At 71.5% G+C, this 24,493-nt stretch carries 25 protein-coding genes and 1 pseudogene; 12 read left to right on the top strand and 14 right to left on the bottom strand.

Features of this window, described 5'->3' with window-relative positions; all coding sequences use genetic code 11:
* Window positions 1–25 precede the first annotated feature (25 nt).
* Window positions 26–1,396: a serine/threonine-protein kinase gene (locus tag ACIQZN_RS24905; RefSeq protein ID WP_403997893.1), complete on the bottom strand. Its 1,371-nt coding sequence runs from the start codon at window positions 1,394–1,396 to the stop codon at window positions 26–28.
* 258 nt (window positions 1,397–1,654) lie between these two features.
* Between ACIQZN_RS24905 and helR the strand changes: the two genes are divergently transcribed.
* Window positions 1,655–3,829, top strand: a complete 2,175-nt coding sequence (gene helR, locus ACIQZN_RS24900; RefSeq protein ID WP_403997890.1) for an RNA polymerase recycling motor ATPase HelR — start codon at window positions 1,655–1,657, stop codon at window positions 3,827–3,829.
* Window positions 3,830–3,834: 5 nt separating this feature from the next.
* Here helR and ACIQZN_RS24895 read toward each other — a convergent pair whose 3' ends face one another.
* Window positions 3,835–4,254 carry an ATP-binding protein gene (locus ACIQZN_RS24895; protein ID WP_403998120.1) on the bottom strand — a complete coding sequence of 140 codons (420 nt, stop codon included), beginning with the start codon at window positions 4,252–4,254 and terminating at the stop codon, window positions 3,835–3,837.
* Between the two features lie 133 nt (window positions 4,255–4,387).
* Here ACIQZN_RS24895 and ACIQZN_RS24890 point away from each other — a divergent pair, with 133 nt between their 5' ends.
* The 6 genes and pseudogenes from ACIQZN_RS24890 to ACIQZN_RS24865 all read left to right on the top strand — a co-directional run.
* Entirely contained in the window at window positions 4,388–5,254 is an 867-nt protein-coding gene (locus ACIQZN_RS24890; RefSeq protein ID WP_403997887.1) for a Scr1 family TA system antitoxin-like transcriptional regulator, read from the top strand.
* Entirely contained in the window at window positions 5,251–5,496 is a 246-nt protein-coding gene (locus tag ACIQZN_RS24885; RefSeq protein ID WP_403997884.1) for a DUF397 domain-containing protein, read from the top strand. The genes ACIQZN_RS24890 and ACIQZN_RS24885 overlap by 4 nt, the downstream gene beginning before the upstream one ends.
* 81 nt (window positions 5,497–5,577) lie before the next feature.
* A complete protein-coding gene (locus ACIQZN_RS24880) occupies window positions 5,578–5,832 on the top strand; it encodes a type II toxin-antitoxin system Phd/YefM family antitoxin (protein WP_403997881.1) in 255 nt (84 codons plus the stop codon).
* A complete protein-coding gene (locus ACIQZN_RS24875) occupies window positions 5,829–6,113 on the top strand; it encodes a hypothetical protein (protein WP_403997878.1) in 285 nt (94 codons plus the stop codon). Before ACIQZN_RS24880 ends, ACIQZN_RS24875 begins: the two co-directional genes overlap by 4 nt.
* A gap of 155 nt (window positions 6,114–6,268) precedes the next feature.
* Window positions 6,269–6,856, top strand: a complete 588-nt coding sequence (locus tag ACIQZN_RS24870) for a hypothetical protein (RefSeq protein WP_403997875.1) — start codon at window positions 6,269–6,271, stop codon at window positions 6,854–6,856.
* A 53-nt stretch (window positions 6,857–6,909) separates the two neighbouring features.
* Window positions 6,910–7,343, top strand: a pseudogene (locus tag ACIQZN_RS24865) (IS5 family transposase); the annotation flags it as partial.
* 91 nt (window positions 7,344–7,434) lie between these two features.
* On the opposite strand, the gene ACIQZN_RS24860 reads toward ACIQZN_RS24865, so the two are convergent.
* The 3 genes from ACIQZN_RS24860 to ACIQZN_RS24850 form a co-directional block, all read right to left on the bottom strand.
* A complete protein-coding gene (locus ACIQZN_RS24860) occupies window positions 7,435–8,085 on the bottom strand; it encodes a DUF4333 domain-containing protein (protein WP_403997872.1) in 651 nt (216 codons plus the stop codon).
* 77 nt (window positions 8,086–8,162) lie between these two features.
* Window positions 8,163–8,786, bottom strand: coding sequence for an RraA family protein (locus ACIQZN_RS24855; protein WP_403997869.1), 624 nt, complete (start codon window positions 8,784–8,786; stop codon window positions 8,163–8,165).
* Between the two features lie 89 nt (window positions 8,787–8,875).
* Window positions 8,876–9,331: a hypothetical protein gene (locus tag ACIQZN_RS24850; protein ID WP_403997866.1), complete on the bottom strand. Its 456-nt coding sequence runs from the start codon at window positions 9,329–9,331 to the stop codon at window positions 8,876–8,878.
* Between the two features lie 88 nt (window positions 9,332–9,419).
* Between ACIQZN_RS24850 and ACIQZN_RS24845 the strand changes: the two genes are divergently transcribed.
* Window positions 9,420–9,599 carry a hypothetical protein gene (locus ACIQZN_RS24845; RefSeq protein ID WP_403997863.1) on the top strand — a complete coding sequence of 60 codons (180 nt, stop codon included), beginning with the start codon at window positions 9,420–9,422 and terminating at the stop codon, window positions 9,597–9,599.
* A gap of 31 nt (window positions 9,600–9,630) precedes the next feature.
* Here ACIQZN_RS24845 and ACIQZN_RS24840 read toward each other — a convergent pair whose 3' ends face one another.
* The 7 genes from ACIQZN_RS24840 to ACIQZN_RS24810 all read right to left on the bottom strand — a co-directional run bounded on the left by ACIQZN_RS24840 (window position 9,631) and on the right by ACIQZN_RS24810 (window position 16,102).
* Entirely contained in the window at window positions 9,631–10,227 is a 597-nt protein-coding gene (locus ACIQZN_RS24840; RefSeq protein WP_403997860.1) for a hypothetical protein, read from the bottom strand.
* A 35-nt stretch (window positions 10,228–10,262) separates the two neighbouring features.
* Window positions 10,263–11,093 carry an LLM class F420-dependent oxidoreductase gene (locus tag ACIQZN_RS24835; RefSeq protein WP_403997857.1) on the bottom strand — a complete coding sequence of 277 codons (831 nt, stop codon included), beginning with the start codon at window positions 11,091–11,093 and terminating at the stop codon, window positions 10,263–10,265.
* Window positions 11,094–11,213: 120 nt separating this feature from the next.
* Window positions 11,214–12,044, bottom strand: a complete 831-nt coding sequence (locus ACIQZN_RS24830; RefSeq protein ID WP_403997855.1) for a hypothetical protein — start codon at window positions 12,042–12,044, stop codon at window positions 11,214–11,216.
* Between the two features lie 117 nt (window positions 12,045–12,161).
* Window positions 12,162–13,394 carry an MFS transporter gene (locus tag ACIQZN_RS24825; RefSeq protein WP_403997852.1) on the bottom strand — a complete coding sequence of 411 codons (1,233 nt, stop codon included), beginning with the start codon at window positions 13,392–13,394 and terminating at the stop codon, window positions 12,162–12,164.
* A gap of 238 nt (window positions 13,395–13,632) precedes the next feature.
* Window positions 13,633–14,409 (bottom strand): ABC transporter permease, encoded by a 777-nt coding sequence (locus ACIQZN_RS24820; protein WP_403997849.1) that lies wholly within the window; start codon window positions 14,407–14,409, stop codon window positions 13,633–13,635.
* Window positions 14,406–15,392 (bottom strand): ATP-binding cassette domain-containing protein, encoded by a 987-nt coding sequence (locus tag ACIQZN_RS24815; protein ID WP_403997846.1) that lies wholly within the window; start codon window positions 15,390–15,392, stop codon window positions 14,406–14,408. The genes ACIQZN_RS24820 and ACIQZN_RS24815 overlap by 4 nt, the downstream gene beginning before the upstream one ends.
* Before the next feature lie 41 nt (window positions 15,393–15,433).
* Complete coding sequence (locus tag ACIQZN_RS24810) at window positions 15,434–16,102, bottom strand: hypothetical protein (protein ID WP_403997843.1); 669 nt, start codon at window positions 16,100–16,102, stop codon at window positions 15,434–15,436.
* 261 nt (window positions 16,103–16,363) lie between these two features.
* Between ACIQZN_RS24810 and ACIQZN_RS24805 the strand changes: the two genes are divergently transcribed.
* The 3 genes from ACIQZN_RS24805 to ACIQZN_RS24795 all read left to right on the top strand — a co-directional run bounded on the left by ACIQZN_RS24805 (window position 16,364) and on the right by ACIQZN_RS24795 (window position 19,512).
* A complete protein-coding gene (locus ACIQZN_RS24805) occupies window positions 16,364–17,080 on the top strand; it encodes a helix-turn-helix domain-containing protein (RefSeq protein ID WP_403997839.1) in 717 nt (238 codons plus the stop codon).
* Between the two features lie 304 nt (window positions 17,081–17,384).
* Window positions 17,385–18,695, top strand: a complete 1,311-nt coding sequence (tmk, locus tag ACIQZN_RS24800) for a dTMP kinase (protein ID WP_403998117.1) — start codon at window positions 17,385–17,387, stop codon at window positions 18,693–18,695.
* 436 nt (window positions 18,696–19,131) lie between these two features.
* Window positions 19,132–19,512 (top strand): hypothetical protein, encoded by a 381-nt coding sequence (locus ACIQZN_RS24795; RefSeq protein ID WP_403997836.1) that lies wholly within the window; start codon window positions 19,132–19,134, stop codon window positions 19,510–19,512.
* 86 nt (window positions 19,513–19,598) lie between these two features.
* Here ACIQZN_RS24795 and ACIQZN_RS24790 read toward each other — a convergent pair whose 3' ends face one another.
* Entirely contained in the window at window positions 19,599–21,512 is a 1,914-nt protein-coding gene (locus ACIQZN_RS24790) for an AMP-dependent synthetase/ligase (RefSeq protein ID WP_403997833.1), read from the bottom strand.
* A gap of 303 nt (window positions 21,513–21,815) precedes the next feature.
* On the bottom strand, window positions 21,816–23,093 hold the full coding sequence (locus ACIQZN_RS24785) for an acetyl-CoA C-acetyltransferase (RefSeq protein ID WP_403997830.1): 1,278 nt from the start codon (window positions 23,091–23,093) through the stop codon (window positions 21,816–21,818).
* A 76-nt stretch (window positions 23,094–23,169) separates the two neighbouring features.
* Here ACIQZN_RS24785 and ACIQZN_RS24780 point away from each other — a divergent pair, with 76 nt between their 5' ends.
* Window positions 23,170–24,489 (top strand): 3-oxoacyl-ACP reductase, encoded by a 1,320-nt coding sequence (locus tag ACIQZN_RS24780; protein WP_403997827.1) that lies wholly within the window; start codon window positions 23,170–23,172, stop codon window positions 24,487–24,489.
* Window positions 24,490–24,493: the final 4 nt, after the last annotated feature.

Below are 24,493 nucleotides of genomic sequence, written 5' to 3'. Positions count from 1 at the left end.
TACGAGCGGGTGGCCGGCGGCCGGACTACGCGTAGTACTCCAGGATCAGCGGCAGGTCCTGGGTCCATTCCCGCAGGCGGGAGCGGTTGCGGGCGGCCAGCGTCCAGGTGTGGACGGCCCCCGCGCGCAGGCGGACGGTGACCACGAGGAGCTTGGGCCCGTGCACCGCGTATTCGATCCGGCCGATCTCGGCCCAGCTGAATTGCAGTTCAAGGCCGTTGCTCGCCTGGAACTCGATCCCGAGCGCGTCGATCACCAGCGAACTGTCGGTGCCGACCCCGACGAACCCGATGTCGGTGACGGGCTCGGCGGGCGCCTGCTGCCAGGTGCCTGCGGCCGGCCCTTGCGCGTACGGGTTGTTGGGGATCGCGGCGGGCGGCGGGTAGGGCGAGGGGGTGTACGGGGAGGGGCCGTAGGGGGACGCGGCCATCGGCGGGTACGGGGAGGGGTTCGCGGAGTTCGGCGGGTAGGCCGGGGGCGCGGGCGGCTGGGGGTACTGCGGCGCCGGGGTCGCGTCAGCCAGGGGCTTGGTGAGGCTCGGCGGCGTCGCGTCCGCCGGGGACCCGGGCTGCCGCGCCGGCACATACGCCGGGCCCCCCGGCGCGAACAGGTCCAGCAGCGCCTCCGGCGCGGGCCGCTCGCCCGGCTCCTTCGCCAGGCACGCCGCCACCACGCCCCGCACCCCTTCCGGCACCGCCCCCAGCTCCGGCGCCTCGTGCACCGAGCGGTACATCATCCCCATCGGCGTCCCGGCCCCGAACGCGCTGCCACCCGCCGCCGCGACGAGCACGGCACCCAGGGCGAACACATCCGCGGGGGCGCCGACTTCGAGGCCCTGGGCCTGTTCGGGGGCGAGGAATCCGGGTGTCCCGAAGGCCATCCCGGTCGCGGTGAGCCGGGTCGATTCCAGGGCCCGGGCGATGCCGAAGTCCAGGACGCGCGGCCCGTCCGCCGCCATGATGATGTTGCCGGGCTTCAGGTCGCGGTGGACGAGCCCGCAGCGGTGGATCGCGGCCAGCGCCTCCGCGAGCGCGGCGCCCAGCTGCCGCAGCCGCGCCTCGTCCATCGGGCCCTCGGCCGCCACGAGCGCGGCGAGCGTGGGCCCGGGGATGTAGGCCGTCGCCAGCCAGGGCGCGGGCGCGTCGGGGTCCGCGTCGACCACCGGTGCCGTATGGAAACCGCCGACGCTCCGGGCGGCCTCGACCTCCGCCCGGAACCGCTCGCGGAAGTGCGGATCGGCGGCCAGTTCGGAACGGGCCACCTTCACGGCGACCGCGCGGCCGCCCCGGGACCGGGCCAGATAGACGACGCCCATGCCGCCGGCGCCGAGCTGCCGTTCCACGGCGTATCCGCCGACCTTCTCGGGCAGGTCCGCCCCGTCCGTTCCGTACGCCATGCGCTCGGCGCTCCCCCCGGTGATCCGGCGGCCCAGTATGCCGTGTGCCTGCCAATGCAGGGCGAGGCGGGCGGGGCGGGCGGAAGAAGGGTGCCGGGGGGGTGTTCACCGGCCGGCCGGGAAAGGACTGTCACCTCCGGCCACTCTCAACGTATAGCGCAAGGGGGGCCTTGCCGCAAGGCCCCCCTCCTCCCGCACAATCGCTGACCTGAGCCAGCCACCTGCGGCATTTGGGAGTTTCACGTAGTGCCCGAACCGATGCACACCACTGTCACCACGAGCGCCTTCGCGCTGACCGGCGACCGCGCCGAGGCCAAGGCGGACCCCGCCCTGATCGCCGGGGACGAGCGCCACTTCGCGGCGATCGCGCGCTGCCTGGAGGAGACCGTCGCCGAACTGACCGCCGCCCTCGACGCCGCCCGCCGCGCCCCGGGCGGCCTGGGCCGGCAGGGGCTGGACCGGGACGCCGAGATCCACCGGCTGACCGCCCGGCTGCGCACGCTGCGCCGGTTCGGCCTGGACCTGTGCCTCGGCCACATGGCCGGGGCGGACGGCTCCGAGCCGGTGTACGTGGGACGGCTCGGCCTCACCGACAGCGAGGGCCGCCGGCTGCTGACGGACTGGCGCTCCCCGGCCGCCGAGCCGTTCTTCGGGGCGACGCACGGCAACCCGATGGGCCTGGCGAGCCGCCGCCGCTACCGGTGGTCCGGCGGCCGGGTCAGCGACTACTGGGACGAGGTGTTCGCCCCGGACGCCTTCGCCGGGCACGCCGCGCTGGACGACCAGTCGGCGTTCATCGCGAGCCTGGGCACCAACCGGTCGGCCCGGATGCGGGACGTGCTGGGCACGATCCAGGCGGACCAGGACGCGATCGTCCGCGCCGGGTCGCGCGGGGCGCTCGTCGTGGACGGCGGCCCGGGCACCGGCAAGACGGTCGTCGCCCTGCACCGCGCCGCGTACCTCCTGTACGCGGACCCGCGCCTCGGGAACCGGCGCGGCGGCGTCCTCTTCGTCGGCCCGCACCAGCCGTACCTGGGCTACGTCGCCGATGTGCTGCCGAGCCTCGGCGAGGACGGGGTGCGCACGTGCACCCTGCGCGACCTCGTCCCGGAGGGCGCGGCGGCCGTGCCCGAGGCCGATCCGGAGGTCGCCCGGCTGAAGGCGTCGGCGGAGCTGGTGCGGGCGGTCGAGGCGGCCGCCGCGTTCTACGAGGAGCCGCCGTCGAAGGGCCTGACCGTGACGACGCCCTGGGCGGACGTCCGGCTGACCGCCGCCGAGTGGGCCGTGGCCTTCGAGTCCGCGCCGGGCGTCCCGCACAACGAGGCGCGCGACGCGGTGCTGGAGGAGATCCTGACGATCCTGGCCGACAAGCACGCGGACCGGCAGGACGAGGAGGTCCCGGAGCACCTGGTCCGCCAGGCGCTCCTGCGCGACCGCGAGCTGATGACGGCCTTCGACCGGGCGTGGCCCCTGCTGGACGCGGCGGACCTGGTCGGCGACCTGTGGTCCGTCCCGGCCTACCTGCGGACGTGCGCGCCCTGGCTCACCCGCGAGGAGGTGGCCGCGCTCCAGCGCTCCGAGCCCCAGGCGTGGACGGTCTCCGACCTGCCGGTCCTGGACGCGGCCCGGCAGCGGCTCGGCGACCCGGACGCGGCCCGCCGGAGGCGGCGCAACGAGGCGACGGCCGCCGCCGAGCGGGCGCGCAGGGCCGAGGCGATCGACAGCCTCCTGGAGAACGCGGAGATCGACGAGAGCCAGGGCGCGGTGGGGATGCTGCGCGGCCGGGACCTCCAGGACACGCTGCTCGACCCGGACGCCCTGTCCACGGCCGAACCGGACGAGCTGGCGGGGCCGTTCGCGCATGTGGTGGTGGACGAGGCGCAGGAACTGAGCGACGCGGAATGGCAGATGCTGATCCAGCGGTGCCCCTCACGCAGCTTCACGATCGTCGGCGACCGCGCGCAGGCGAGGCGCGGTTTCGCGGAGTCGTGGCGGGAGCGGCTGGAACGGGTCGGGTTGGACCGGATCACCCTGTCCGCGCTGACCGTCAACTACCGCACGCCGGAGGAGATCATGACGGCGGCGGAACCGGTGATCCGGGCCGCCCTGCCGAACGCGAACGTCCCGGTGTCCATCCGCAGCAGCGGCATCCCGGTGCGCCGAGGCCCGCTCACGGACCTCCCCACGGTCCTCGACACCTGGCTGACGACCCACCCCGAGGGCACGGCGTGCGTCATCGGCGCGCCTGCGTCCTTCCACCCGCCGTCGCCCCGGGTCCGCTCGCTGACCCCGACGCTGTCGAAGGGCCTGGAGTTCGACCTCGTGGTCCTGGTCGAGCCGGAGTCCTTCGGGACGGGGGTGGGCGGGGCGGTGGACCGGTACGTGGCGATGACCCGGGCTACGCGGGAGCTGGTGGTGCTGTCGGGGGTGTGAGGGCCTCACCGCCCCGGGGCCACCCGCGCCCACACCGTCTTGCCGACGATGCGTTCGGCGACGCCCCACTCCGCCGCCAGCGCCTCGACCAGCCGCAGCCCGTGCCCGTCCTCGGCGTCGGGCCCGCCCGAACACAGCTCCGGGCGCCGCTCGCCGCGTGCGTCCGAGACCTCGACGCGGATGCCGTCCGCCTCGGGGAGCACGCGCAGCTCGAAGTCCCGCCCGGTGACATGGCCGTGCAGCACCGCGTTGGCGGCCAGCTCGCCCACGACCACGGCCACGTCGTCGGACAGCCGGCTCCCGTACGCCACGCCCCAGGCGTCGAGTTGCTGCACGGCGAGGCGTCGGGCGAGGCGCGCGCCTCGACGGGTGGGGCTGAAGCGCTGGACGAAGTCAGCACCCACAAGGGTGATTTCGGGATTGATGTGACCCAGCGTGTCCGTCTCCTCATACGCTGACCAGGAGTGACCACACGACTCCAAGAAGCTGTACGGGCCTGCCCGACCGGCTGTACGGGGCGTCGGCCGTGACCGGACGGACAAAGGCGGTACGGGGCAGATGACGAACACCCAACGTGAGGAACGGCCGGAGCGCCCGGCCGAATCGGACGGCACGGCGCACCTGTTCAGGGCGCTGGGCCGCCAGCTGAAGTTCTTGCGCGAACGCGCGGGGATGAACCAGCGGGAGCTGGCTTCGCTGGTCCATTGCGGCGAGGACCTGGTCTCCGCGATCGAACGGGGGGTGCGGACCCCGCAGGTGGACTTCCTGGCCCTGGCGGACCGGGCGTTGGACACGGGTGGCGTTCTGTCGGCAACGGCTGATGACGTACGGGAGGCGCTGGCGCGGTCGCGTGCGCGGCATCCGGGGTGGTTCCGGGACTTCGCTCGTACCGAGGCGGAGGCGGTGGCCCTACATGACTACAACAACCAGGTGATCCCCGGCCTGCTCCAGACGGAGGAGTACGCGCGCGCGGTGTTCACCCAGCGGCGACCGCTGTTGGACGAGCAGACGATCGAGAAGCGCGTAGCGGACCGGATGGCGCGCCAGCAGATCTTCGAGCGCTGGCCCCCTCCGACCCTCAGCTTCATCGTGGAGGAAGCCGTCTTGCAGCGCCCCATCGGTGGACCAGCCGTCCACCGGGCGCAGCTTCAGCGGCTGCTGGCAGTGGGGCAAATGCGTACCGTCGAACTCCAGGTCATGACAACCGACCGGACCGAACACCCAAGCTTGAACGCATCGTTCACCCTGGTCACGCCGAAGGGGCGCCCAGAGGCCGCGTACACCGAGACCTACGGGTATGGAAGGCTGATCACGGACCCGGCCGAGGTGCGAGTCTTCACGGAACGCTTTGGCATTATGCGAGCGCAGGCGCTCTCCCCCAGAGAGACCCTGGCGCTCATTGAAAAGATGTTGGGAGAGCGATGAACACCGAGCAACTCCACTGGTTCAAGAGCAGCCACAGCAGCGGCGAGGGCGGCAACTGCATCGAGGTCGCCTACAACTGGCGCAAGTCCAGCTACAGCGACGGCGAGGGCGGCAACTGCATCGAGGTCGCGTCCTGCGCGACCACCGTCCACGTCCGGGACTCGAAGAACATCCCCGGCCCCCACTTCGACGTGGCGCCGACGGCCTGGTCCGCGTTCGTCACGTACGCCCGCCAGGGCTGAAAAGCCGGACGGCGAGCCCCACCCGGGCGCTCGCCGTCCGACCGACTGGCCGAGGGGCGCGTAAAGTGTACACTTGATTACATGAGTGACACCTTGCCGATCACTGAGGCCCGCGCCCGCTTCGGTTCGCTCGTCCGCCGGGCCTCGAACGCCCGTGAGCGCATCACCATCACCGACCACGGCCAGCCTGCGGCCATACTGATCAACCCGCAGGAGCTCGCCGAACTGGAAGACGCTCTGGCTCTCGCTCAGTACCAGGCCCGCCGCGCCTCGGGAGCCGTCGAGACCGTGTCTCATGACGAGGTACGTGCGCGGCTCGGCCTGGAGCAGCGTTGACCTACCTGATCACCTGGGACGAGCACGCCATCGACCAGGCTGCCCGGTTCCTCAAGGACGACCCCGACGGCTTGCGTCAGCTCATGGACGCCGTCGACCTGCTTGCCGAAAACCCGCTTCCCGAGGGGGCGGTCGGCGGGAACCGGTGTGAGCACGCCCCCTCGCGTCAGCGATGCCAGCGGCGGCCGGCTGCCTCCAGACGGGCCGGACGTTCCCGGTGGCATCGGCCGCTGCTGCAACCCGGCTCCGTTCCGGCCTGGCGCATGTCCTCTTACGTGTGACTTCAGGATGAATGAGCGCGGCGCACGGCTGCCTGCGGACGGTCCTACGACAAGGTGGGGCCGAGGCGGGGTACGCCCCGTCCCGCGCGGGAGTGCCGTCGCAGGCACCCGGCACGGCACCGAGGCCCGCAATTCGAGAGGACATCGACGACACCGTGACATCGACCAATGGACCATTCCGCATCTACCGGGTCGCGGGGCATCTGTCCCCTCGCGACTTCGAGATGGCCAAGGAGCCTGTGTCCGTCAGCGCGGGTGCTGTTTCCAGCTACCAGAGGCAGATGCTGGCCGACCTGCCCGGCTCGGAGCTGGTGAAGTACCACCTGCGCAAGGAGGACAGGGCCGCTCTCGCCGAGGGCAAGGAGGTGGCCCTCAACGAAGATGTACGGCTGTTCCTCGAAGAGAGGGGCCTGGACAACGTGTTCGAGGTGCGCCGGGAGGCTCGTGAGGCCACCCGGGAGAACCCCGTCAAGGAGGAGGTGCCGGTGTTGTTCGCCATCGCGGGCAAGCCGGTAGAGGTGCTCCTGACGGCGACCTACATCGGGGAGCAGCCGCGCACGTCTCCTTTCCGCCGGCCGTGCAAGTTCTCCGAGATCCTCATCCGGGTCGTGGCGCCCAGCGATGGGAAGGCTTACGGCCGCGCGGTCATCACCTTCACCGACGGCGTCGTGAGCGTGACACCGAGCGATGACCACAGCCTCTGGGCTCCGGGCCGCTTCGAGTACCAGGCACGGATCAGCTAGGACTTGCCCGCCCGATCATGCGACGATCTCCTGCCTTGCTCGTTGGTCGGGGCATGGGGCGGGGAGATCTGACAGGTGCCGAGTGGGAACGGCTGCGGCCGTTCCTGCCGGTCGGCAACGGGCGCTGTGGCCGGTGGCGGGACCACCGGCAGGCGATCGACGGGATCCTGTACCGAGTGCGGACAGGCGTTCACTGGCGCGACCTGCCCGAGCGGTTCGGGCCGTGGAAGACGGTCTGTGAACGCCACCGGCTGTGGTCGGCCGACAGGACCTGGGAACGGCTGCTCCAGCAGGTCCAGGCCGAAGCCGACGCAGTCGGCAACATCGACTGGGACATCTCGGTGGACTCCACCGCCGTGCGGGCCCACCAGCACGCGGCCGGTGCCCGCACGGATCCGCCACCGTCCCTCGCCGCCTGCCTGGCGGAGGTGGTGCGAGGGGTGAGGGCCTGGGCCGCTCGCGCGGCGGTTTCCCGAGCCGTCGCCACCCGATACGACAAACGCGGCTACGTCTACCTCGGCACCATCACCGCAGCCGCCCTCGTCATCCGGCTCCGCACATGATCGACCGGACAAGTCCTAGCCGCCCGGCGTCTCGTCCACCTTGAAGTCCATGTTGACCTTGCCGCCGACAACCGACTTCGCGGTGACCGTCACTCCGTACTGCGTACCGCTGTCGGCCAGTTGGCAGCGGATCGTGGCGCCCACCTTCGCGGGCAGGTTCTCCGGGCAGGAGAAGGAGTCGGGCTCCTTGCCCGCCTGGGCGGCGAGGGCGGCCTTGCCCTGGCGGGCGACCTCGGCCTTGTCCACGGAGCCGGAGGCGCTGTCCGCGCCCGTCGAGTCGGACGGCTGGGCCGAATCGCTGGGCTGGGGGTCGGCGGAGGCGCCGCTGCCCGCTCCGGCGCCGCCGTCGACCTTGTAGTCCATGTTCACGTCATCGCCGTCGACGGACCGCACGGTGACGGTCATGCCGAGCTTCTTGCCGCCGTCGGTGAGGGTGCAGCGGACGGACTCGCCGACCTTGGCCTTGAGGTCGTCCTCGCAGGTCACGTCCTCGGGGGCGCGCCCGACCTCCTTCTTCAGCCCGGCGGACGCCTGCTTGGCGACCTCGTCCTTCTTGACGACCTTGTCGCCGCCGAAGCTGAACGAACAGCCCGAGACGAAGAACAGGGCCAGCGTCCCGGCCGCCGCTCCGGCCGCTATCCGACTCCGTACGGACTGCTGCCTCATGGGGTCCCCCTAGCCTCGATGTACACGCCAACGACTGGCCTGCCAAGCTACCACCGGGGTCTGGACCCCCGGCCGGGTCAGCCCGCGTACCCCTGGTCGGCGAGGATCTTGTCGATACGGGCGCGGTGGGCGGCCTCCCAGTCGTCCAGGGACTCCGCCGCCTCCTTGGCGGCCTTGGCCCGGGCTGCGGCCAGCACCTCGTCCGCCCGTCCGGCGGGGGTGACGACGATGCCCTCCTCGTCGGCGACGACGACGTCCCCGGCGCCCACGACCACCCCACCGCACCGCACGTCCTCATTGAGCGGCGTCACGGCCTTCTTCGTACCGGGAAAGGGCACGACCCCGGCCGCGAAGACCGGGAAGCCCATGTCCCGTACCTCGGCCAGATCCCGGATCACCCCGTTGGTGACGAACCCCGCGATCCCCCGGCGCTGCGCCACGGCGCACACGTTCCCCCCGGCCAGCGCGAAGTCCGCGTCGCCCGCCTCGATGACGATGACGGAACCGGGCGCGGCCCGGTGGATCGCGGCGTGCAGCATGAGGTTGTCCCCGGCAGGACAACGCACCGTGAACGCGGGCCCGGCGACGCGCGGCACGGGCGTCCACAACGGCCGGATCCGCGCGTCCATGACCTGCGCCCGCCCGACCACATCGGCAAGCGTGGTCGGCGAGATGTCCTCGAAGCCAGTGACGTCGTCCATGCGTGTCCCCTCTTCCGTACGTACGAATGCCGACACGTTCAACGCCCGGCACCGGGCACTTCGTTCCGCGCGGGTCGGGGCGCCGCCCGTCAGGCGTACGTCCAGCGCCACGCGTTCCCGCTGGAACTGCACCTGATCCGGGCGCCCGACGCCGTCGTCGTCACGGCCCCGTGGTCGCTGTTCCGGCAGAACTGCCCGGCGCTGTAGCAGTTCCCGGCGTTGGAGCGGATGGAGCAGGTGCTCGTGGTCTTGGTGCCGCCGCCGGAGGACCCGCCGCCGGACCGGGTGGAGGCGGCCTTGGTGACCGTCGTCGTGACGGTCGGCCCGGGCACCTTCACGGTCTTCGTCTCGGTCACCGTGGGCGCCGGGGCGGGCGTCGCGGTCTCGGTCGCCGTGGCCGTGACGGTCACGGTCACCGCGGGCAACGGCTTGGCGCTCGCGGCCGCATCCCCCTTCCCGGAGTCCGAACAGCCGACCGCCCCCAGGGCGATCAGGGCTACCCCACCGATCCATATCTGCGTGCGCCGGCTCAGCACCTTGGGCATGGAGTCCCCCCATACGTCTCGTCGAGTGGGCTGACCGTATTACCCCGAACGAGATGTGGGGAAATTGCGGAGGACCAGTGATCACATTGTGACCAACGGACAGGGGTACGTGCTGGAGGACGTCCGCGAGGCACCCGACCGCCCGGGCCTGGAGTACGTGTGCGTGGCCCACTCGGGCGGCGTCGTCGGCACGGGCGTGGGCGGGGTCGTCGGCGGCGGTGCGGGGATCGCCTGGGGAGTTCGCCGGACCCGGACGCGACGGGGATGAGCCGGCCCCTCAGCGCGCCCCCGCGCACCCCTCACCCCAGCCCGCGCGCGGCGCGCTCCTCCTCGATCAGGGTCTCCATCAGCTTCTCCGGGTCCACCGCGTACTCACTGTCGTCCAGCGCGCCGTAGTCCGTCGTGCCCAACAGAAGTCCCAGCGCGCCCAGTTCGGCGGCCAGCTGCCCGTACGCAACACGCTCGTCCGGCTCGTCCTGGCAGGAGGCCTGCTCGAAGGCGACGGCCTCCGTCAGGGTGGAGCCGGTCATCTGCCAGAGGGTGAACTCCGTGTCCAGCTCGATCGGCCGCACGGCCGGCTCGTCCGGATGGACCCAGTAACCCACCCACCCCTTGCCGCCCTTGGCGACGAGCTTCACGTACTCCGCCACCCGCGCGACCCCCGCGTTGACGGCCTGCATCTCCGGGTCGGCCAGCTCCTGTTCGCTCAGATAGCCGGTGTCCAGGAAGGGGTGGAGCTCGCCCTCCTCGAAGAACTCAAGCCCCAGCAGGTGGGCGAAGTCCGTGCGGCCCTCCCAGTGGGCGGTCAGCAGCACGCGCAGATCATCCGGCACCGGCCGACCGGCCAGCCGCTCACGGGAAAACGCGGCGAGCCGCTCGTCGTAGGTGGTGTTCACGGGTCCCTCTCGAGGGTCGAAGGAGCAGCTAGGTCCTACAGATACGCCGCGTACGCGTCCAGCGTCCGCAGGACCTCCGGCTCCTCGGCCGGGGGCAGTTGGAGGACGACCTCCTCGATGCCCAGGTCCGCGAAGCGGGCCAGCTTGCCGGGGGACGGGAGGACCGCGTACGGGACGATGTGGAGGTCCTTCGGGTCGCGCCCGGCGGCCTCCCACGCGGTGCGGAGGTGGGGGACGGCCTCCGTGAGGCCGCCGCCGCCGATGGGCAGCCAGCCGTCGGCCGACTCCGCGATGCGGGCGAAGAGCTTGGGGCCCGCCGCACCGCCGATCAGAACGCGCGGGCCTTGCGGGCGGTGCGGCTTCGGGTGGGCCTCGCTGGCGCGTACGGAGCCGAACTCACCCTCGTACGCCGTCGGTTCCGCAGCCCACAGCGCCCGCATCAGCGCAAGGCGCTCGCGACCCAGGCGGCGGCGGGTGGACCACTCGACGCCGTGGTCGGCCGCCTCCTCGACGTTCCAGCCGTAGCCGATGCCCAGGGTGAAGCGGCCGGCGGAGAGGTGGTCCAGGGTGGCGATCTGCTTGGCCAGGTCGATGGGGTCGTGCTGGGCGATCAGGGTGATGCCCGTGCCCAGGGCCAGCCGCTCGGTGACGGCGGCTGCCTGGGCGAGCGCGACGAAGGGGTCCAGGGTGCGTCCGTACTCGCGGGGCAGCTCGCCGCCCGCCGGGTAGGGGGTGTCCCTGCTCACCGGGATGTGGGTGTGCTCGGGCAGGTACAGCCCGGCGAACCCGCGCTGTTCCAGCTGGTGCGCCAGCCGCACCGGGGTGATCGTCTCGTCGGTGAGGAAGATCGTGGTGGCGATCCGCATACGAAGGCACCTCCGTCGTTGTCCCGTGACGCCCCAAACGTATGCGGTCGGGGGCGTGAAGCCGAGACCGTACAGGCGGGCGGCCGGGTACGTGGTCACCCGGCCGCCCCCGGAGGCGCGTCAGCCCCGAGTGGCCGCGTGCATGACGTACGGACCGCGCATCGTCGCAGGTCCCAGCGTCACCGTGTCACCGGCCGAGGCGATCTGCGCGGTGGTGGAGGTGCCGGGGTAGAACCAGCGCCAGCTGCCCGAACCGCTCGCGGTCACGGTCGCGGAGAGACGGCCCGAGCTGTTCGACTTGACCGTCTTCACGGTCTTGTACGCGCTCGCGCCCGCCTTCCGGAACTGGAGCTGGACGCTCTGAGCGGCGTACCCCCGGTACTTCAGCGCCTCCCAGTCGGCCCGGCTCAGCGTGCCGGTGACCTTGACCTGCTTGCCGCCGCTGAGCGGGCTCGGGCCGGTCGCGGCCGTGGTCAGGGTCGCGGCGCGCTTGAGGTTGAACGGGGCGACGCAGTCGAAGATCCAGTAGTCGTCGTCACGCGCGCTCGCGATGCCGTAGGCGCACCAGCCGCCGGCCGCGTCGTTCGCATTCCTGTCGCTGTAGTCGGGGAAGTACTCCGGCACAAGTCTCATCATCGCCGTGCACTCCGACGTGGTGGCGCTCAGCTTCCTGCACGTCGTGCTGTCCGTCTCCACCGGCGCGTTCGCGGTGGAAGTCGCGTTGCCGACGTCGATCCGGCTCAGGCCCTCGACCCCCGAGTCGTCCTTGACCGTCACCTTGACCGGGAACGTCACCGTCTTACTGATGCCCACGACCACGCTCTTGCCGTTGTTGGTCACCCCCTTCGTGACCCGGATGTCGCCCCGCCCCTCGGCGTTGGCCGCCGTCGTGCCGAGCACGGTCATGGCCGCCACGGCGGCCACCGTGCCCCACAGCACGTGTCTTCGCATGTGTCCCCTCCTCATCGCGGTCCCGCCCCGGCTCCCGGGGCGGCCGCGTCGGCACAGCGTAGAGCCGGGGCGCGGGCCGTCCGCCGGAGGGTCCTGCGACGGGGACACCGCCCGCGTTCAGGCCGCCCCGGCCACCGGCTCGGGCACCTCCATCGCACCCAACCGGCGCTCGCAGCAGCGGCTTTGCCACACCGCCACGCCCGCCACCGCGACCCCCAGGGCCAGCCAGCCCGCCGGGCCCGCCGCCATCACCACGCCCGTGAGCAACGGCGGCCCCGCCGACTTCTGGATGGACTGGGACATGCCGGCCACGCCCAGATATGCGGCCCGTCCGTCCGGCGGGGCGAGCAGGACGGCCAGTTCCCAGGAACTGATCGAGCGCATCAGCTCGGCCATCGTGACCAGGACGGCCGCCGCGAGCAGGACCCCGGCCGCCGTCCAGGTGCCGCAACCGGTGGACGCGGCCAGCAGGGCGCAGGTGACGAAGAGCAGGACGCCGTACAGCAGCACCGCCCGCACGGCCTTGCGCGGGCCCTCCGCCCTTCGGGAAACGGCGAGTTGGAGCAGGACGACCAGCGCAGTGTTGATGACCAGGAACGCCGGGACGAGGGCGTGCGGGGCGGAGGTGCGGCTGACGAGCCAGAGCGGGAGGCCGACGCCGAGCACCGAGTCGTCCAGGTTCATGGGGATGTCGAGGAGCACGAAGCGGAGGTAACCGCCGTCCCGCCACGGGCCCTTGGTGCGTTCGGACCGCACGACGGGACCACTGGACACCACCCGGCCACCCGGCTCCCCCGTGCGCCACACCAGCGCGGCGGCGACGAGGAAGGAGAGCGCGTTGCCGAGGATCAGCGCACGGTACGCGTCCACCGTGCCGGCCGCCAGGCCGATCGCGGCGAGCCCGGCGCCCAGTCCGTAGCCCGCGTTGGCGGCACTGCGGGACAACGCCTGGTAGGCGGCGCGGCGTTCGCCCGCCGCGCGGGTGGCGAACAGCATCTCCAGGGTCTTGGCGGCCCTGTCCCCCAGATACGTCACGGCGACCACGACGAGCAGCGCCTCGAACCGCGTACAGAACAGCACCAGCGTGAGCGTGATGAGGCGCAGAAGGTGGCAACCGATCAGCAGCGGGCGCACCGGGAAGCGGCTCGCGAGGCGTCCGGCGAGGGGTGAGCCCGCGATGCCGGCGACGCCCGCCGTGCCGAGGAGGACGCCGATCTGCTGGGCGCTGAGGTGGGTGACGAAGGTGAGGTAGAGGACCGAGGAGGCCGCCCACAGGCCGGTGCCGGTGCGGTCGACGGCCAGGGCGCGCAGCATGATCCGGGCGTCGCGGCCGCCTGGCGGGTTGCGCAACTGGGCCAGCAGGCCCTCCTGTTGGTTCCCGTCCCGGACGCGCCACACCTCGTACCCCCAAGTATCTCGACATCAAGAGATCCATCGACTCGCGGAAGCCTGCCCGGATATTCTCTTGATGTCAAGATGCTTGATATCGACAGAAGTGTGCCCGCATACGAAGAGGGCGGCGCACAGCCGACGTCCTGTCGGTGTGCGCCGCCCCGAGACGGTGCCGGCGGTGTCCGCCGGCCACGCCCTACTTCGGTTCCCGGTCGAACTGCGCCCTGGACCAGAAGTAGCCGAGGACGGTCAGGCCGACGCACCAGGCCACCGCGAGCCACCCGTTGTGGCCGATCTCCGTACCGAGCAGCAGTCCGCGCAGGGTCTCGATCGCCGGGGTGAAGGGCTGGTACTCGGCGATCGGCTGGAACCAGCCGGGCATCGAGCCCAGCGGGACGAACGCGCTGGAGATGAGCGGCAGCAGGATCAGCGGCATGGCGCTGTTGCCCGCGGCCTCGGCGTTCGGGCTGCCCAGGCCCATGCCCAGGGCGATCCAGGTGAACGCCAGGGCGAAGAGGACGAGCAGCCCGAAGGCGGCGAACCATTCCAGGACGGTGGCGTCGGTGGAGCGGAAGCCCATGGCCACCCCGATGGCGCCGACGAACACCACGCTGAGGATCGTCTGCAACAGACTGCCCACGACGTGGCCGAAGAGGATGGAGCCCCGGTGGATGGCCATGGTGCGGAACCGGGCGATGATGCCCTCGCTCATGTCGGTGCAGATCGAGACCGCGGTGCCGACGGTGGTCGAGCCGATGGTCATGAGCAGGATGCCCGGCACGATGTACGCGATGTACGCGTCGCGGCCCGCGCCGCCGCTCATGGTGTCGCCGAAGATGTAGACGAACAGCAGGAGCATCATCACCGGGGTGAGCAGCAGGTTCAGGGTCAGCGACGGGTAGCGCCGGGCGTGCAGCAGATTGCGGCGCAGCATGGTCGACGAGTCGCGGACGGCGAGGGAGAGGGTACTCATCGGACGGACTCCTTGCTCGGGGCGGGGATGACGGCGTCGGTGGCGGTGCCGGTGTCGGGTTCGGTCAGGGCGAAGAAGACGTCGTCCAGGTCGGGGGTGTGCAGCGTGAGTTCGTCCGCCTCGATCCCGGCGGCGTCCAGCCGGTCGAGGATGGAGCGCAGGATGCTCTGGGTTCCGTCGCTGGGGAGTTGCAGGGCCAGCGCGGCGTCGTCGCGGACGGCGTCGCCGCCGAGGTGGGCCGCCGCGTCCCGGTAGGCCGCCGGGTCGGTGAACCGCAGCCGGACGTGCCCGCCGGGCACGATCCGCTTCAGCTCCTCGGCGCTGCCCTCGGCCACGAGCTTCCCGTTGTGCAGGACGGCGATGCGGTCGGCGAGCTCGTCGGCCTCTTCGAGGTACTGGGTGGTGAGGAAGACGGTGACCCCGTCGCCGACCAGGCCGCGGATCATCTGCCACATGCCGTGCCGGCTGCGCGGGTCGAGCCCGGTGGTCGGCTCGTCCAGGAAGATGATGCGGGGGTTCCCGACGAGGGTCATCGCGATGTCGAGGCGGCGCTTCATGCCGCCGGAGTACGTGGACGCGGGCTTCTTCGCCGCCTCCGTGAGGTCGAAGCGCTCCAGGAGCTCGGCGGTGACCCGCCGCCCCTCGGCCTTGGACAGGTGGTGCAGGTCCGCCATCAGGAGCAGGTTCTCCTCGCCGGTGATCAGCCCGTCGACGGCGGAGAACTGCCCGGTGACGCCGATGGCGGCGCGTACCGCCTGCGCGTCGGTGGCCAGGTCGTGGCCGTCGACGCTGATCGCGCCGGACCCTTCGCCGGGTGGGATGAGCGTGGAGAGGATCTTGACGGCGGTCGTCTTGCCGGCGCCGTTCGGACCGAGCAGCGCGAACACCGTTCCGGCCGGGATGCTGAAGTCGATCCCGTCGAGCACGGTCTTCTCGCCGTACGCCTTGCGCAGTCCGTTCGCCGCGATGGCCGGGTTCGTCATGGGTGTGGCTCCTTCTGCTTTTTCGGGGTGGGGGGAGGCGATCAGAGGCTGCGGGCGGTGATGTCGCCCTTGGTGGTGGTCGCCCGGATGGCCAGGGCGGGGGCGCCGTCGTTCACGAGGGCGTTGTCGATACGGCCGAGGACGGTGCCGGCGTCGAGCACGGCCGGGACACCGCGCGCCGCGACGACGGTGATGTCGCCGAGCTGGGTGCTGAGGGTGAGCTCGCCCCGGACGGCCTCCTCGACGGTGACGTCGCCGCGCTGGGTGCTGAGCTCGCCGGGACCGGTGAGGCGGCGGACGACGATGGGACCGTCGTGCGCGGAGAGCCTGGCGCTCGCGGCCTCGTCCACCTTGACCGAGCGGTGGCCGCCCTCGAACACGACGTTCCCGAGGCGTCCGACGCCCCGGAACTCCGCGGCGCCCGCCTTCGCCTCGACGTGGGAGCCGGCGGGCAGCTGGACGGTGATCTCGACGGACCCGGACTCGCCGAGGAGCCGGTTGCGCCCCTCCTTGGTGGCCCGGATGTCCAGGACGCCGTCTGCGTACGCCACCTCGACGCGGCCGGCGGCCTTGGTGTCGCGGCTCTTGGAGGGGTCGGCGGGCAGGACCTCGACCACGGTGTCGTCGCGGTCGGCGGCGATGAAACGGATGAGACCGGCGGCGATGTCGACGCGGGCGGTGACGGCGGCGGGGGTGTCGAACTTCGGCATGGTGCGCTCCTCATGGGTGCGGCGAACCGGGGTGGTTCGCGCTTTCCGATGAGAGAAACGCTACGTTGCATTCACTAACCCGGCAACACACTTGTTGCATCGAAGTCGCTTAACCGCAGGCCAGAACAGCGAAGTTGGAGCAATGAGCTCAGGGGTAACGCAACAACCACTCCACGATTCGTTGCAATGAACTGACAGCGAACGCTATAGTCGGCACACCGGCCACCGCACGGCCGCACCCGCGCCACGAAGGAGTACGCGATGCCGGGAGGCAGGCTCACCCAGCAGGAACGCCGCCAGATCGCCCGGGGCCTGGCGGACGGCCTGGCCTACGCCGAGATCGCTAGGCAGCTGGACCGCCCCACGTCGACCATCACCCGTGAGGTCACGCGCAACGGCGGCCCCGCCGGGTACCGCGCCGACGTCGCCCACCGCACCGCCGACCAGCGCGCCCACCGCCGCAAGAAGCCCGCACCCCGCGACGCGCACCCGGACCCGCAGCCCTACGGCCGGGACGCCGAGGCGGTACGCGCGTACGAGGAGATGTTCACGACGGCCATGACGGCCTCGGGCGCACCCCAGATGATGTCGAGGGTCCTCGCGGCCCTGACCCTCAGCGACACCGGCAGCCTCACCGCCGGCGAACTCTCCGCCCACCTGAAGGTCAGCCCGGCCTCCGTGTCCAAGGCGGTCGCGTTCCTGGAGACCCAGAGCATGGTCCGCCGCGAGCGCGAGGGGCGCCGCGAGCGCTATGTCGTCGACAACGACCTCATGCACGAGTCGATGATGGCGAGCGCCCACTCCACGGCCCAGCTCGCCGAGACCGCCCGCAAGGGCGTCCCCGTCCTGGGCGCGGACACGGCGGCGGGCACCCGCCTGGAGAACATGGCCCGCTACCTGGACTTCGTATCCGAATCAATAGCCCGAGCCGCCGACCAGGCGCGGGCCATCCTGCATACGAAGGCACCTGTCGACTGAAATCCGGCGCAACCGTAGAGGCACATGACGACCCCGAACCCGTCCGCCACGTGGAGGAGTGGCGAACACTTGCTTCCGCTTCATGGAGGTTCTGGGTGCAAGGTCCCTGACCTGCTATTTGTCCATGCCTGAGAATCCAACAACAGTGAACACGACGCCTCTTGACGGTGAAGACGGCAACGACGCATAGTCACTTTGTCCGCGAGACGGAGGGGGAGTCTTCGTGTGGTGGAGGTGTGGGCGTGGGAACCGACGTGAATGACCGGGACCAGTTGGCCGGAGAGACGCCGAGGGCAGAGGCGAAATCCGGCCAGACCATGCGGCCCGGAGAACGTGCACCGTCCTGGGCATCGGTATCGGTGTCGGGGGTCTCTCTGGCCCCGAGATCAAGCCGCCGGCCTGCCTGGCAGGCCGCCGCGGCCATCGGATTCCCGTAGCCAACCGCAGAGGGGCCGAATCGGCAGCCGACGCCCTTGAGTTCCTCCTTGCCGGTGCGACTGCCGTGCAGGTGGGAATCGTCACGGGCAACAGCCACGAGACCCTGCGCCTGCGGCGGGCCCTGGGCAGCGATGTCGCGATCCTCGCCGATGCCCGGGTCAAGCACTCCCAGCCGTTGGCCTACCCCAGCCTTGCCACCGAGGTCAGAGACCTCTCTGCGCGAGCGGACGGCATCGTCGTCTCCGGCGAGCTCACGGGGCTCGAGACCAGCCCCGAGGACCTGCTGACGGCGCGCGAGGTCAGCGGCGCCCCCTTGTACGTCGGCTCCGGCACCACCCCGCAGAATCTGCCCACCGTGTATCCGCACGCCGACGGGTTCGGACGAATCGAGGGTGGCCACGTTCATGGCAGGGGTGCGAACGCTGCGCGAGAGTGCACAGCCGTGACGATGCCCCACAGCGCCCCGCAACAAGCAGAGCAAGCGGAACAAGCGGAACAGGCAGAACGAGCACAGGGACGGAACATGCCAGAGCGCAGGGTCGACGACGCGGCCATGGCTGAACTCTTCAAACCGGAGCGCACCGACAGCGGACTGCTCGTATCCATCGTCGGATTCGATGGATCGGGCAAGACCACTCAGATCGAGCGGGTCGCCGAGGCCATTCGTGCCACGGGCCGCGAAGTCGTGGAGACCCGCCAGCCCACGGACTGGTACCGGGAGCTGCCACAGGTCCGGGTCTTCCACGACCAGGGCGGCTCGGTGGAGACCGCGTACATCCTCGCCCTACTGGCTGCCGCCGACCGGCGCCGGCATGTGATGGACGTGATCAATCCGGCGTTGGAGCGCGGGGCCGTGGTGCTCTGCGACCGCTACATCTACGCCACTCTCGGCGTGCTCGTGCACCGCGGCGTCGATTTCCGCTTCCTGGCGACGATCAATCAGGGGATTCCACGGCCCGACCACGCGTTCTACCTTCGCCTTCCGACCGACCAGCTGCTGCGCCGCCTGCACGAACGCGACGGCGGGAAGCTGCAATTCGAGGAGAGGTCGGCCGACCGGATCGAGTCCATCACCCGCACCTATGAGGAACTCGGGTCCGAGCTGGTCCACATCGATGGCACCGCCACCCGCGAGGAGGTCACGGAGTCGATCCTCCGCCACATACGGAACGGCTGAACACCGCGACGGTGGTGCGCCGGCGGAGCCGGGATTGCACCGCACCGGGATCGGGGCGCTCCGCCCCGATCCCGGTGCGCGTCGTCGCCGCCTTCGAACGAAACACCCATTGCGCATTACATGATGAATTGTCCATCCTGTCCGGCGATGCCATGCGGCATGCGCCGGTCACTTATTCCCGCGCCTCGACCGCAGCGCTCGGCTCGCCAGGAGCGGTGCATTTCGTCACCCCGCGGCATCCGAGGATGTCTTTATTTCCGCGAGGCGGAGATTACTCATCCAGTTTCCCCGTGAAGTGGAATCGTTTAGCCATAAGGGCGTGAGCTGCCCTTCAGCGTCCTGGGAATCCGTAGACCAATCTCATCGGAATCTCTTGACAGAGGCGGATGCCGAACACATCCTCAATTCATCCACGACGCGGAGGAGCTTTTTCCATATGACGGATGATTGTGACGGCCCACTGGTCCTCGACGATCGCGACCGTCTGTTCGACGCAACCGCCGACACCGGTATGGACTTGACGGTCGACATCGGCGGACTCACCCTGGCGAACCCGGTGATGCCGGCGTCCGGCTGCTTCGGCCCCGAGCTGGGCGGCCTGATGCCGGTCGGCAGCCTCGGTGCCGTGGTGACCAAGACGCTGTTCGCCGACCAGCGTTCGGGGAACCCCGCCCACCGGCTGACCGAGAGCGCGCACGGCATGCTGAACAGCGTAGGCATCCCGAGTCCCGGCACCGCCGGGTTCAAGCGGGATGTACTGCCCGCCTACAGGGCCTTCGGTGTGCCGGTGGTGGCGAGCGTGGGCGGGCTGGCATGAACGTGCCGCATTAATTCTGCAGCGGCATAAAAATGCCAGAAGGACTGCACCCCCGCTCCGGGCGTCCCCGTCCGAGCCCGGCCCCGCTACTTCCGGTACAGCGTCTCGATCTCCCCCGCGAAGTCCCGCGCGATCGCGTCCCGTTTCAGCTTCAGGGACGGGGTCAGGTGGCCGGCCTCCTCCGTGAAGTCCACCGGGAGCACGGTGAACTTGCGGATCGACTCGGCGCGGGAGACCAGGCGGTTGGCCTCGTCCACCGCGCGCTGGAGCGCGGAGCGCAGTTCCTCGTCGTGGACGAGTTCGCGCATCGGGACGTCCTGCTTCTTGCGCATCCGGCACCAGTGCGCGAGCCCGTCCGCCTCCAGCGTGATCAGGGCCGTGATGAAGGAGCGGTTGTCGCCGACGACCATGCACTGGCTGACCAGCGGATGGGCGCGCAGCCAGTCCTCCAGCGGGGCCGGGGTGACGTTCTTGCCGCCCGACGTGATGATGATGTCCTTCTTGCGGCCGGTGATCGTGAGGTAGCCGTCCTCGTCGAGCGCGCCCAGGTCCCCCGTCGCGAACCAGCCGCCGTCCAGCACCGGGACGGACACCCCGCGCTCCGCGTCCCAGTACCCCTGGAACACCTGACCGCCGCTGAGCAGCACCTCCCCGTCGTCGGCTATGCGTACGGCGGTGCCGGGCATCGGCCACCCGACCGTGCCCAGGCGGGGCTTGAGCGGCGGGGTGACCGTGGCGGCGGCGGTCGTCTCGGTCAGGCCGTAGCCCTCGAAGATCTCGATGCCGGCGCCCGCGTAGAACGCCGCGAGCCGCCGCCCCAGCGGGGAGCCGCCGCAGATCGCGTACCGGACATGCCCGCCGAGCGCCGCCCGGATGCGGCGGTAGACCAGCGGGTCGTACAGCGCCCGCGCGGCGCGCAGCCCGAGGCCGGGTCCCGGGCCCGTGCCGTGTTCGGCGGCCTCGACGGCCTGGCCGTACCGCTGGGCGATCCGCGCGGCCCGGTCGAAGGAGGATGCCCGGCCCATCTTCTCTGCGGTGGCCCGGCCCGTGTTGTAGACCTTCTCCAGGACGTACGGGATCGCCAGCAGGAACGACGGCTTGAAACCGGCCAGATCGGCGAGCAGGTCCTCCGTCCGGATCGACGGCGCGTGGCCGAGGCGGACCCGGGCGCGCAGGCAGCCGATCGCGACCATCCGGCCGAAGACGTGCGACAGCGGCAGGAACAGCAGGGTCGACGCGGGGTACTTGCTCACCGACTTGAAGACCGGGTGCAGCAGCTCGATCGCGTTGTCGACCTCGGCGAAGAAGTTGCCGTGCGTCAGCACGCACCCCTTCGGGCGGCCCGTGGTCCCGGAGGTGTAGATCAGGGTCGCCGGGGTCTCCGGCTCCAGGGTCGCGCGGCGCTGGGCGACGAGGTCGTCCGGGAGGCCCTGCCCGAGCTTCCTCAGCCGCCCGAGCGCGCCCGTGTCGAACTGCCAGAGGTGGGCGAGCCCGAGGAGCTGCTTGCGTTCCTGGCTGATGATCCGGCCCTGGTCGGCGGTCTCGACCGCGCAGGCCACGGCCCCGGAGTCCTGGAGGATCCAGCGGGCCTGGAAGGCGGACGAGGTCGGGTAGATGGGCACGGTGACCAGGCCCGCCGCCCAGGCCGCGAAGTCGAGCAGCGTCCACTCGTACGTCGTACGCGCCATGATCGCGATCCGGTCACCGGCCCGCAGCCCCTCCGCGATCAGCCCCTTGGCGACGGCCAGCACCTCGGCGGCGAACTCGGCCGCCGACACGTCCTGCCAGCTCCCGTCCGGCTGCTTCCGGCTGAGCACGGCGTCGGCGGGCGCCTCGCGTGCGTTGTCGAACGGGATCTCGGCGAGCGACCCGCGCCGGACGGGCGGCGCGAACGCCGGTACGGAGACCTGCCGGACGGCCCCGCTGACGTCCCGCTCAATTGTCGGCTCGACCAGGGCGGGGACGGCGGCTGCGGGGGAAGGAACGGGTGGCGTGGACACGTGCGGCTCCTCTGGCAAGGGGGACGGGCGGTTCACTGGGGGGACGACCGGTCGTGCGAGTCGGGGCCGGACGGCGACACATCCAGCCCCGCCGGCGTTTGAGGCACGGGGTCCGGGGCGGAGCCCCGAAACCCACCACGGCGGGCAACTCAGCCCCGCCGGCGTTTGAGGCGCGGGGCCCGGGGCGGAGCCCCGAAACCCACCACGGCGGGCAACTCAGCCCCGCCGGCGTTTGAGGCGCGGGGTCCGGGGCGGAGCCCCGGTTTCGGGAAGGGGCGGGGAGGGGAGAAGGCCCCGCCCCGCTCAAGCGCGTTCGAGGATCGCCGTAACCCCCTGACCGCCCGCCGCGCAGATCGAGATCAGCCCGCGCCCCGGAACGTCCCGCTCCGCGAGGAGCCCCGCCAGGGTGGCGACGATGCGGGCGCCCGTCGCGGCGAAGGGGTGGCCGGTGGCCAGCGAGGACCCCGCGACGTTCAACCGGGACCGGTCCACGGGCGCCAGCCCCCGCTTCTCCCAGGCGGCCAGCGTGGCCAGCACCTGGGAGGCGAACGCCTCGTGGATCTCGAACAGGTCGAAGTCCTCGATCCCGAGCCCGGCCCGCTCCAGCAGCCGGGGCACCGCGTACGCGGGCGCCATCAGCAGCCCGTCCTCGCCCTTCACGTAGTCCACCGCGGCGGTCTCGTACAGCGAGAGGTACGCCTGCGGTTCGAGGCCGTGCGCCTCGGCCCACTCCTCGCTCGCCAGGAGCACGGTCGCGGCGCCGTCGGTGAGGGGCGTCGAATTCCCCGCGGTCATCGTCGCGTCGGGGTGGTCCGTGCCGAACACCGGCTTCAGCGTGGCGAGTTTCTCCACCGTGGAGCCGGGGCGCAGGTTCTGGTCGCGTTCCAGGCCCTGGTACGGGACGACGAGGTCGTCCAGGAAGCCCCGTTCGTACGCGGCGGCGAGCCGCTGGTGGCTGGTGGCGGCCAGGAGGTCCTGCTCGGCGCGGCCGATGTCCCACTGCCGGGCGGTGAGCGCCGCGTGCTCGCCCATCGAAAGACCGGTGCGGGGTTCGGCGTTGCGCGGGATGTCCGGGACGAGGTGCCGCGGCCGTACGCCCGTGAGGGCCTTCGCGCGGGCGCCCGCCGACTTGGCGCGCCGGACGGAGAGCAGCAGCCGGCGCAGTTCGTCGTTGACACCGAGCGGGGCGTCGCTGGTGGTGTCCGTGCCGCCCGCGACCGCCGAGTCGATGGCCCCGAGCATGATCTTGTTGGCGGCGGCGATCACCGCCTGGAGGCCCGTGCCGCACGCCTGCTGGACGTCGTACGCGGGGGTGCGCGGGTCGAGCCGCGAGCCGAGCACCGTCTCCCGGGCCAGGTTGAAGTCGCGGCTGTGCTTGAGGACCGCGCCCGCCGCGAACTCGCCGACGCGCTCCCCCTGGAGCCCGAAGCGCTCGACCAGGCCGCCGAGCGCGGCGGTCAGCATCTGCTGGTTGGAGACCTGGGCGTAGGGCCCGTCGGACCGGGCGAACGGGATGCGGCTGCCGCCGATGACCGCGACCCGGCGGGGCTGCGGGAGTGCGAGGGAAATCAACTCGACCAACTCATCTCGACCAGCTCCTGACTCTTGAGTAACCTTACTCCGTAGTAAATCTACGACCGAGCAGGGAGTCTGGACAATGGCCGACCGCTATCTGCACCTGACCGGCACGGCACCCGGCAAGTTCCTCACCCGGAAACTCGGTCTCCCGCAGCCCGCCCGGCTGCGCCGCTGGACCCTGGAGACGCCGACGCTCACCGGCCCCGTCCTCCACCTCACCGCCGGGGAGTCCGCCGTCACCGAGGAACTGGCCGCGGTCCTCACCGCCACCGGCCTGGAGGTCGTCGCCCGCGCGGACCGGCCCGCCGCGCTCGTGCTCGACGCGACCGCCGTGGACACCGCCGCCGGGCTCGGGGCCGTACACGCCGCCCTCCACCCGGTCGTCCGCTCGCTCGCCCCCGGCGGCCGGGTCGTCGTCGTCGGGGTGCGGCCCTCACCGGAGGACCACCACCAGGCCGCCGCCCAGCAGGCCCTGGAGGGGTTCACGCGCTCGCTCGGCAAGGAGATCGGCAAGGGCGCCACCGTGCAGCTGGTCCGCATCGCCCCGTCCGCCGTCGCCTCCGCCGAGTCCACCCTGCGCTTCCTGCTCTCGCCCCGGTCCGCGTACGTCAGCGGCCAGGTCATCGAGGTCACCGACGCCGCCCCCGACCCGGTCCGCGACTGGGCCGCCCCGCTGGCCGGCCGGACCGCCCTGGTCACCGGCGCCGCCCGGGGCATCGGGGCCTCCGTCGCCTCGGTCCTGGCCCGCGACGGCGCCCAGGTCATCTGCCTGGACGTCCCGCAGGCCCAGGAGGACCTGGTCCGCACCGCCGACCGGCTCGGCGCCACCGCGCTCCCCCTCGACATCACCGCCGAGGACGCCGCCGAACGCATCGCCGCCGCCGCGCCGGACGGGCTCGACGTCCTCGTCCACAACGCCGGCATCACCCGCGACCGCCGGCTCGCCAACATGGCCGCCGACCGCTGGGCCTCGGTCATCGACGTCAACCTGGACAGCGTCCTGCGCACCACCGACGCGCTGCTGAAGGCGGGCACGGTCAACCGGGGCGGCCGGATCGTCGCCACCGCCTCCATCGCGGGCATCGCCGGCAACAACGGCCAGACCAACTACGCGGCCAGCAAGGCCGGCATCATCGGCCTGGTCCGCTCGCTGGCCCCGCGCGCAGCCGCCGACCACGGCGTCACGGTCAACGCGGTCGCCCCCGGCTTCATCGAGACGAAGATGACCGCGGCCGTCCCGCTGTTCATCCGCGAGGCGGGCCGCCGGATGAACTCCCTCGCGCAGGGCGGCCTCCCGGTCGACGTCGCCGAGACCACCGCCTGGTTCGCCCAGCCCGCGTCCGCCGCCGTCAACGGCCAGACCGTCCGGGTCTGCGGCCAGAGCCTGCTGGGGGCGTGACCCG

Source organism: Streptomyces sp. NPDC097595 (genome assembly GCF_044761525.1).
Taxonomy (GTDB): domain Bacteria; phylum Actinomycetota; class Actinomycetes; order Streptomycetales; family Streptomycetaceae; genus Streptomyces; species Streptomyces drozdowiczii_A.
Note: the sequence above shows the minus strand (reverse complement) of the source record. Positions and strands in the feature narration are given on the sequence as shown.